The sequence below is a fragment of the Burkholderia sp. LK4 genome, from assembly GCF_001043615.1.
Taxonomy (GTDB): domain Bacteria; phylum Pseudomonadota; class Gammaproteobacteria; order Burkholderiales; family Burkholderiaceae; genus Burkholderia; species Burkholderia cepacia.
The window spans coordinates 60011-68444 of the sequence record NZ_LDUL01000004.1; the positions used below are offsets into that span (position 1 = coordinate 60011).

The window sequence follows — 8434 nt, forward strand, 5'->3', positions numbered from 1 at the left end:
TTCGTGCTTCAGTCGGCCCAGCCCGGCGCCGCGTACACGACTTCGCCGCGGAAGCACGTCTCGATCACGCGGGTTTGCGCGAACGTCTCGACGGGATGGGCGAACGGATTGCGATCGAGGATCGCGAAGCTCGCGTCCTTGCCCGCCTCGAGCGAACCCGTGCAGTCGTCGAAGCGCAGCGCATACGCGGTGTTCACCGTATAGGCCTCGAGCATCGTGAGCAGGTCGAGGCGTTCGTGCGGATTCCACGGCGGGCTGTCGGGCTGGTCGATCAGCAGGTGCGTGACGCCCGTCTGGATGATCTGCATCGGGTCCATCGTGCTGACCGACCAGTCGGAGCCGGCCGCGAGCATCGCGCCGGCGTTGCGCAGGCTGCGGAACGGATAGTTGCGCGCGGTGCGTTCGGCGCCGAGCAGGTCGCGATAGAGCTGCTGCTGCTCTTCGCGCGCGGCCGTCCACAGCGTCTGCACGCTGGCGATCGCGCCGAGCCGGTTGAAGCGGCTCATGTCGGCCGGATCGACGAGCTGCAGGTGCGCGAGCTGCGCGCGGCGGTCGCGCATGCCGTTGCGGATCTGGACATATTCGAGCGCGTCGAGCGTCATGCGCACCGCGCGGTCGGCGAGCGTGTGGAAGTGCAGGTCGAAGCCGGCGCAATCGGCGAGCAGGCAGATCTCGTTCAGCGCGTCCTGGCTCCACAGCGCGAGGCCGCAGTCGTCGGTGCCGGCGTACGGCTCGAGCAGCGCGGCGGTTTTCGATTCGGGCACGCCGTCGACGAAGATCTTCACCGTATGCAGGCGCAGGTTGTCGCATTCGTACGCGCGACGCCATGCGGCGAAGCGCTCGACCTGCTCGCGCGGATCGCGGCGCGGGTTCGCATAGAGGCCCGCGCTCATGTACACCTTCAGCGTGCCCGCGCGCTGCGCGTCGGCATACGCCTTGATTTCGGCCTCCTCGACGCGTGCGTCGAACCAGCCGGTGATGCCGTAGCCGTGCGCCATCGCGTGCGCTTTCGCGAGCGACTTCGGATAGCCGGCCGGGCTCAATTGCGGAATGAGCGGGCAGACGCGATAGAACGCCGCTTCGTGCACGACACCGTTCGGCGCGCCGGACGCATCGCGTTCGTAAACGCCGCCGGCCGGGTCGGGCGTGTCGGCATGGATGCCCGCCGCTTCGAGGCCCTTCGTGTTGAGGCAGCCGCTGTGCACGTCGAAGCCGACCACGAGCAGCGGCCGGTCGGGCACGACCCGGTCGAGCAGTTCGCGGGTCGGATACGCGCCGAATGCGGCCAGGTTTGCGCCGCCGAGATAGACCCACGGCTCGTTCGGCGTCGCATCGGCGCAGGCGCGGATGCGCTGCAGGATCGTGTCGGGATCGTTGATGCCGGACAGGTCGAAGTCGCCGAGGATCTGGTGGCCTTCGAGCGGGTGCACGTGGCCGTCGATGAGGCCCGGCAGCATCAGCCTGCCGGCCAGGTCGACGGTGCGCGTCGCGGGGCCGATGAGCGGACGGATATCGTCGTCGCGGCCGACCGCGACGATCTTGCCGTCCCGGGTGGCGAGCGCCTGCGCGAAGCGGCGCTGCGCGTCGCCGGTGTAAAGCAGGCCGTTCAGGTAGGCGGTGTCGGCGTATTGCATGTGTCTTCTCCGGATGGGACTGTTCGACGGGCGCACGTGTCCCGCGGGCGGGCCGCGGGGCTCGTCCGGTCGCGTGAACCCGGTCGGGTTGAATGGGACGGGGCGGTTATGTGCCGGTGCTGCGCGGCAGGCGCCGCGATGCGTCACGGTGAAGGCCGGCCGCCGCCGGGGCGTCATGCCGATCCCGCTGCCGGGCCTGAAGCGGCAGCTCGATGGGCAACGCGCGCGCGGCCGTGCGGGCCGGCGTCCATCCGGTACTCGGCATTCGGTGTCTCCGTGGCATCCGACGCGTTCCCGTCGTCGGGTGAGTCAGATACTAGGAGCGGGGCGGCCGGCTGTCTGTCATCGTTTTTAGGACAACCAGCGACAAAGGCGGCGGGGGCGGCAGGGGCGGCGGGTGCGGCCGGGATGCGGAGTCGTCGTCTAGCGCCCGTGGTCTGCCGCCGGTTCTTCCTCGGTCACGCACCACGCGAACAGCCCGGCCCGGTTCGCCACGCCGAGTTTCGCGAGCGCGCGCCCGAGATAGGTGCGCACGCTGCTCGGCTTGAGCGCGAGCGTGTCGGCGATCCGGGGGACGGGCCGGCCTTGCAGCACCGCGCGGCACACGAGCCGTTCGCGCTGCGACAGCGTTGCGCCGCTGGCCGACAGGCGCTGTTCGAACCGCTGCAGCAGCGCGCCGTCGTCCGAGCGGGGCGTCAGGCGGGCGAGCCGCGCGTGCTGGATCAGCAGCGGCAGCACGAAATCGCCGAGCTGCCGCAGCAGCGCCAGTTCGGCCAGCGTATAGGACGGCTGGCCGCGCCGGCGGAACAGCGAGAACGCATAGACATAGTCGCGCTCGCTGCCGAGCAGCGTGCAGTCTTCGCCGAGTTCGCCGAGCGCGAACTGGCGGCCGTATTCGGTTGCCATGTCGACGTCCTCGTTGCACGAGAACACGAGCTGCGAATCGGTAGCGCGCTCGATGTGCGGGAGCAGCGTGTCGTTGCGCCAGTCGCCCTGTGTATACAGATCGAGTGCGTGGCGCGTGCCGTCTGGATCGTCGCCGCCTGCGAAGAACAGCACGTCGACGCTGTCGACCGAATGCGACGGCGCGTCACGCCGGTAGCGCGTCGCGACGCTGTAATGGGACTGCGGATCGACGGTTTCGCGCAGCCATGCCCAAAGCCGGGCGGGAAACTGCGGACTGCCGAGGCTGGCGATCAGGTCGCCTGCATTGCTGAGGGAAATATGGGCGGGGCTCATCGTTGACACCGTCTTCGCGAACGGCCGCTCGTACCGGCCGTGTTTCGCGTGCGACGGCGAGCCGGCGGCGAGGCGGCCGGCGGTGCGGTCATGCGGGACGGAGGCCGGCGCGGCGGCGAAGCTCGATTGTAGGGGACTTCGCCGCCGCGAGGCAGTCGCGCTTGCCCGGCGGGCGGCCGATCGTCCGTCGACGGGCGGCGTGCATCGTTGCGCGCCGCGTGACGGCCCCGCGCGTCAGAACATCGTGTTCGCGTTCGCGGACGTTTCGGGTACCGGCTGGATCACGTCCCAGTGTTCGACGATCTTGCCGTCCTTCACGCGGAAGATGTCGACGACGGCCTCGCCGCGGTCGCCCGGGCGCTCGGTCGCGTGCACGTGCAGGTAGACGAGATCGCCGTCGGTTGCGCTGCGCACGATGCGCGCACGCGACGCCGGGTTCTTCTGGAAGGCGCCGACGAAGTACGACACGAACGGCTTCTTGCCGTCCGGTACGTGCGGGTTGTGCTGTTTGTAGTCGTCCGCGACGACGGCGGCGGCCTCGACCGCTTCGTGCTTGTTGAAGAAGCGGTCATAGAACGTCAGCACGAGCTGGCGGTTGGCTTCCTCGGCGGCCAGGTTGCGCGTGGCCGGGCCGGCGGCCAGCGCGGCCGTCGACGCGGCCAGCAGGGCGAGCGCGGCAACGGCGCGAACGGGAGAGCGGAGCGATGACATGTAGCGGGTTCCTTGTCTGACGAAGCGTGGGTTGGCGCGCGATGCGCGACGGCGGGTCGGGTCGGCCATGATGATCGTCGGGCGACGGTTGCGGATGCACGTGCGCTGTCGACGCGAGGGATTCACCGCCCGGTTCGTATCGTCGAGATACGGAGTGGCGAGGCGGCGCGTCGTCGTCATGCTTCGTTGAACTGGCGAATCCGCGCGGCTGCCGGACCGCTCGAATGGTACAGTTGCCGCGAACCCGTCACAAGAAGTCAGCGCGGTGTGAACAGGTCACACCGCGCTGACCATGCGTTGCCCTTGAAAGAGAATCCCGTCATGCCGTTCCCGCCCGCCGACGAAACCGTCGAACTCGATCAGCCCTGCCCGATCCGCGATGTGCTCGACCGCATCGGCGACCAGTGGAGCCTGCTCGTGCTCGACGCGCTGTCCGGCGGGACGATGCGTTTCAACGAACTCGCCCGCGCGATCGGCGACGTGTCGAAGCAGATGCTGTCACGCACGCTCAAGCGGCTCGAACAGGACGGCTTCGTCAGTCGCACGCTGTTCGCCGAAGTGCCGCCGCGCGTCGAATATGCGCTGACCGACCTCGGGCGGTCGTTCCTGACGCCGATGCAGGCGATGATCCGGTGGGCGGACGAACATCATCACGCGATCTGCGCCGCGCGGCGCCGTGCACGGGAGCTGGACGGCGGCGGGCGCTGAGCAGGGCGTATGTGCTGTTTGGTCGATGGACGGTGGGCTGCGGCTTGAGTGCGATGCGACGAGGCATGCCGTGACTGCACGTGCATTGGCGCTTGTGATTTCGTTATCCGAATGATCTCGGCGGGGCGGGCAGGCATCGCGGATGTTTCAATGTGCTCCGTTCGTCCCGAATGCGGGAATGCATTGGCGATGTATCGCTTGCGGGGTGCACGCCGAGGCGACTGCAATGGCGGTCTTTCGCTGTATGGTGCGTGAGAGGTGCGGCGGGGGGCTGGCCGAGCCGGGATGGCGCACCCCAGACCGGCGGGCATATCGGCGGTCGAGGGTGCCTGATCCGATGGACACCTGGGCGCATGCGTGGGGGTGCCCCTATGTGTTTCGTCAAGCGTTAGGGGCTGACTTGGGTTGGTAAATGGTGCCGTCGCGCAGCATGGCGAACAGAACGTCGCAGCGTCGCCGTGCGAGCGCGATGAGCGCTTGGTTATGACGCTTGCCTTGCTGGATCTTGCGCGAGTAATAGGCCCGTGAGACTGGGTCCCGCAAGGCCGCGAAGGCGGATAGGAACAAGGCACGCTTGAGTACCTTGTTGCCGCGTCTGGATGGATGTTCGCCGCGTATCGATGAACCGGAGCGCCGGGTGACCGGGGCAAGGCCAGCGTAGGCTGCTAGGTGTGCAGCCGAAGCGAACGCTTTATGGGCGACCTCGGTCAGGAGTCTGGCGGCGGTCCTGACGCCGACTCCCGGCATGCTGGTCAGGACCGGCCAAAGAGGGTGAGCAAGCACCAGTCGTTCAACTTCGGCAGCGACCTCGTCGCGTTGCTGACGCAAGGCCGCAAGCTGTTGGGCTAAGCGGGGCATGACGATGGTGGCGGCTTGTGTGCCGGGCACGGTCACAGCTTGTTCGCTCAGTGCCTGAACGATCTCGGCCGCCAAGCCTTTGCCCATGCGAGGAGCCAGCTTGGTGAGGCGGTTGGCGAGCGTCTTCTCGCTGGTGGCGGCAAGCGCGGCGGGCGACGGGTAGCGCTCAAGTAGATCGAGCACCGCCGGATGGTCAAGGCGCGGTCCGAGAACACGCTCGAGGGCCGGATGGATCTGAGTAAGCAGGCCACGAATGCGGTTGCTGGTTTGAGTGACCTGGGCGGCGAGGTCATCATCGAAGCCGCAGAGCATGGTGAGCTCTGCGAGTTGCTCGTCAGCGAGGCGAAGCGAGCGCAGCGTATGCGGCATCGAGCGAGCGGCTTCGGCAATGATCGCGGCGTCGCGGGCATCGGTCTTGGCTTCGCCGGCGTGCAAATCAGCGATGCGGCGCATGGCCAGTCCGGGCAGATAGGCGACGAGTACGCCTTCAGCGCGGGCTACGGCCACCGGCAGCGCGCCGATGGTGGAAGGTTGGTCGACGACGAACAGGAGTCGACCGTGAGTCTTGAGTTCGGCGATGAGGGCGCGCAGCTTGGCCTCGTCGTTGGGTAGCGCCTTGTTGTACAGACGCTTGCCGTTCCGATCGAGTGCGACGGCGTGATGCTGGCCTTTACCGACATCGACGCCGACGAAGACATCGACGGCATCACGTTGTTGTGTGTCTTGCATCGCAGTTTGTGCAGAGTGAACGGATTGGCCTGCAACAACGGTGGCAAGTCTCGGCATCCACGTTACGGACGGCGTCGGGATATCCCGGCCAAACCCCTATCAGCGATCACCAGCCACCCACCAGGCCCGGTGACAACACCCCCCGGATCATGACTGCGACTGGGGGCGAGAATCATGCCGGGCCTGGCTGGCCAAAGCCCCGATTATCGGGGCGTGAAGATAGTAACGGGGCGAGGTCGGGCAGGCCGCGCGGGGGCGCCTGCCAGGCATCATGATGTCGAGGCTGAATGGCGCGGGTTCGTCGCGCCGCCTGGTTCCGGGGCTGCCCTCGGCCGAGTGCGGGGTGCCGCTCGTCTGCCTATCGCCATGTGCCGTCGACGTAGATCCACACCTGTCCCTGGCGGCGCCAGTAGCCGGGCACCCATCGACGCCCGGGGCGCCGTGCGACCCAGCGGCCGGGCACCCATATATAGCGGCCTCGCTGCCAGCGCCAGTAACCGTCCGTCCATATATAGCCGTGCGGCCGTGGCGGCGGCGGGCGGCGATCGTGTCTCGCGGCCGGCGGCGCGAAGCCCGGGCGGTCCGCGTTGGGCGGCCTGCCGGGCACGCGGTTCGGGCCGGGCGGCCGATATCCGGGCGGCGGGGGCGGCACGGGCTGGGCCGAGGCGGCACGGAGCCAGCCGCCGGTGCCGACGAAGGCGGCGGTCAATCCGATGGCGCGCAACCAGGAGCGTCGATTCATGGCGTGTCCTGTTCAGTATTCGAGGCTGCCTTACATTAGCCGGCCGGTCCGCCGGGCGGGTTACGCGCGCGGTCAAGGCTGTTACCGTGTGTCACGGCAGGCGGGCGAACCGCCAGCGGGCGGAGGCCGGTCTCCCTGTTTTTCTGCGGCTGACGACGGATGTTGCCCGCGCTGCACGAATGTCGCGTCCTGTTTACCGGCTGACGGATGTGTTTTAGGCGCTCGGAGCCCGAAATTCGAGATCGGATCGAGTAAAATTTGCCGATTTCGGGGTGCCGCACCGAATCCGTTTGTTGTTTCTATGCAACCGTCAAGACGATGACATGAAAGAATGGTGCGATGAAAGCCTCCAAAAAGCCCCCGTCAAGAAGTCAAAAACAAACGTCAAAACAAATACTTATAACTCGGCCCCACTTTCATTATTTCTAGTTCTGGAAAAGCTTATTTCTTTATTTGCGGATCGCTCCCCTAGGGTACACCCCTAAACTCACGGTTCCCAAACGGGCAACTATCCGGGCGCGGCCAGCAGGATCGATGGCGCTCCCGGGCGGTTGCAGACCGTTTATGAACAAGGTCGCGAGACCTGCCTCTTTTTAGAAGGGAGCTCCACGAATGAACAAGACTCTGATCGTTGCAGCAGCTGCAGCATCGTTCGCAACCGTCGCTCACGCGCAAAGCAGCGTCACGCTGTACGGCGTGCTGGACGCAGGCATCACCTACACGAGCAACGTCCAGCCGGCACTGGGCCAAGCTGGCAAGTCGCGTTGGGCGATGGGTTCGGGCATTGACCAGAGCCGTTTCGGCCTGCGTGGCTCGGAAGACCTGGGTGGCGGCCTGAAGGCAATCTTCACGTTGGAAAGCGGCTTCAACATCGGTAACGGCAAGTTCGCGAACGGCAACGGCGGCATGTTCAACCGTCAAGCTTTCGTCGGCCTGTCGAGCCAGTACGGCACGGTTACGCTGGGTAAGCAGTACGACGCAACGCAAGACTACCTGGCACCGCTGACGGCAACCGGCTCGTGGGGCGGCACGTACTTCGCGCACCCGCTGAACCTTGACCGTCTGAGCACGAACGGCGACGTCGCACAGAACAACACGATCAAGTTCACGAGCGCAAACTACGCTGGCCTGCAATTCGGCGGCACGTACTCGTTCTCGAACAACACGAACTTCGGCAACAACCGTGCATACAGCGCGGGTGCTGCATACCAGTTCCAAGGCCTGAAGCTGGCAGCAGCTTACTCGCAAGCGAACCTGGGTGACGGTACGAACGCAAACGGCGCAACGTCGTCGGCGATCGGTGGCATCGCTAGCCAAGGCCGCGTCCGCACGTACGGTGCTGCTGCTGGTTATGCATTCGGTCCGGCACAAGTCGGCGCAGCATGGACGCAAGCGCGCCTCGACAACAATGCAGTTGGTAGCCTGGGTTCGGTCCGCACCGACAACTACGAAGTCAACGCAAAGTACAACCTGACGCCGGCTCTCGGCCTGGGTGCTGCTTACACGTACACGAACGCGAAGATCAACAACGGCAGCACGCACTGGAACCAGTTCGGCCTGCAAGCTGACTACGCACTGTCGAAGCGCACGGATGTCTACGCTCAAGCTGTGTACCAGCGTGCAGCGAAGAACGGCGTTGGCGCATCGATCTACAACGGCGACAGCTTCAGCAACAACCTGCCGAGCTCGTCGATCAACCAAACCGCAGCAACGGTTGGTCTGCGTCACCGCTTCTAAGCGTGACGGCGGGGTAACCCGCTTCGCAGCATCGAAAAAGGCGCCTTCGGGCGCTAATGCCGTTCAGTTAAGCAAC

The 8434-nt window shown here is 66.2% G+C and carries 7 protein-coding genes; 2 read left to right on the forward strand and 5 right to left on the reverse strand.

Going from position 1 to position 8434, the window contains the following annotated elements; genetic code table 11:
* Positions 1-8 precede the first annotated feature (8 nt).
* The 3 genes from VK92_RS01755 to VK92_RS01765 all read right to left on the reverse strand — a co-directional run bounded on the left by VK92_RS01755 (position 9) and on the right by VK92_RS01765 (position 3584).
* Positions 9-1634, reverse strand: coding sequence for an amidohydrolase (locus VK92_RS01755; RefSeq protein ID WP_048021951.1), 1626 nt, complete (start codon positions 1632-1634; stop codon positions 9-11).
* 423 nt (positions 1635-2057) lie between these two features.
* Positions 2058-2873: a helix-turn-helix transcriptional regulator gene (locus tag VK92_RS01760; protein ID WP_048026156.1), complete on the reverse strand. Its 816-nt coding sequence runs from the start codon at positions 2871-2873 to the stop codon at positions 2058-2060.
* 234 nt (positions 2874-3107) lie between these two features.
* Positions 3108-3584, reverse strand: a complete 477-nt coding sequence (locus tag VK92_RS01765; protein ID WP_048026157.1) for a nuclear transport factor 2 family protein — start codon at positions 3582-3584, stop codon at positions 3108-3110.
* Positions 3585-3905: 321 nt separating this feature from the next.
* Between VK92_RS01765 and VK92_RS01770 the strand changes: the two genes are divergently transcribed.
* On the forward strand, positions 3906-4292 hold the full coding sequence (locus VK92_RS01770) for a winged helix-turn-helix transcriptional regulator (protein ID WP_048026155.1): 387 nt from the start codon (positions 3906-3908) through the stop codon (positions 4290-4292).
* A gap of 381 nt (positions 4293-4673) precedes the next feature.
* Here the strand turns inward: VK92_RS01770 and VK92_RS01775 are convergent, their stop codons facing one another.
* Both VK92_RS01775 and VK92_RS39335 read right to left on the reverse strand, forming a co-directional pair.
* Complete coding sequence (locus tag VK92_RS01775) at positions 4674-5879, reverse strand: IS110-like element ISBma3 family transposase (protein ID WP_048026154.1); 1206 nt, start codon at positions 5877-5879, stop codon at positions 4674-4676.
* A 358-nt stretch (positions 5880-6237) separates the two neighbouring features.
* A complete protein-coding gene (locus VK92_RS39335; protein WP_082160929.1) occupies positions 6238-6621 on the reverse strand; it encodes a YXWGXW repeat-containing protein in 384 nt (127 codons plus the stop codon).
* Positions 6622-7233: 612 nt separating this feature from the next.
* Here VK92_RS39335 and VK92_RS01780 point away from each other — a divergent pair.
* The gene (locus VK92_RS01780) at positions 7234-8358 is read left to right on the forward strand and encodes a porin (RefSeq protein ID WP_021162293.1); all 1125 of its coding nucleotides are present in this window, start codon (positions 7234-7236) and stop codon (positions 8356-8358) included.
* The last annotated feature ends 76 nt before the right edge of the window (positions 8359-8434 follow it).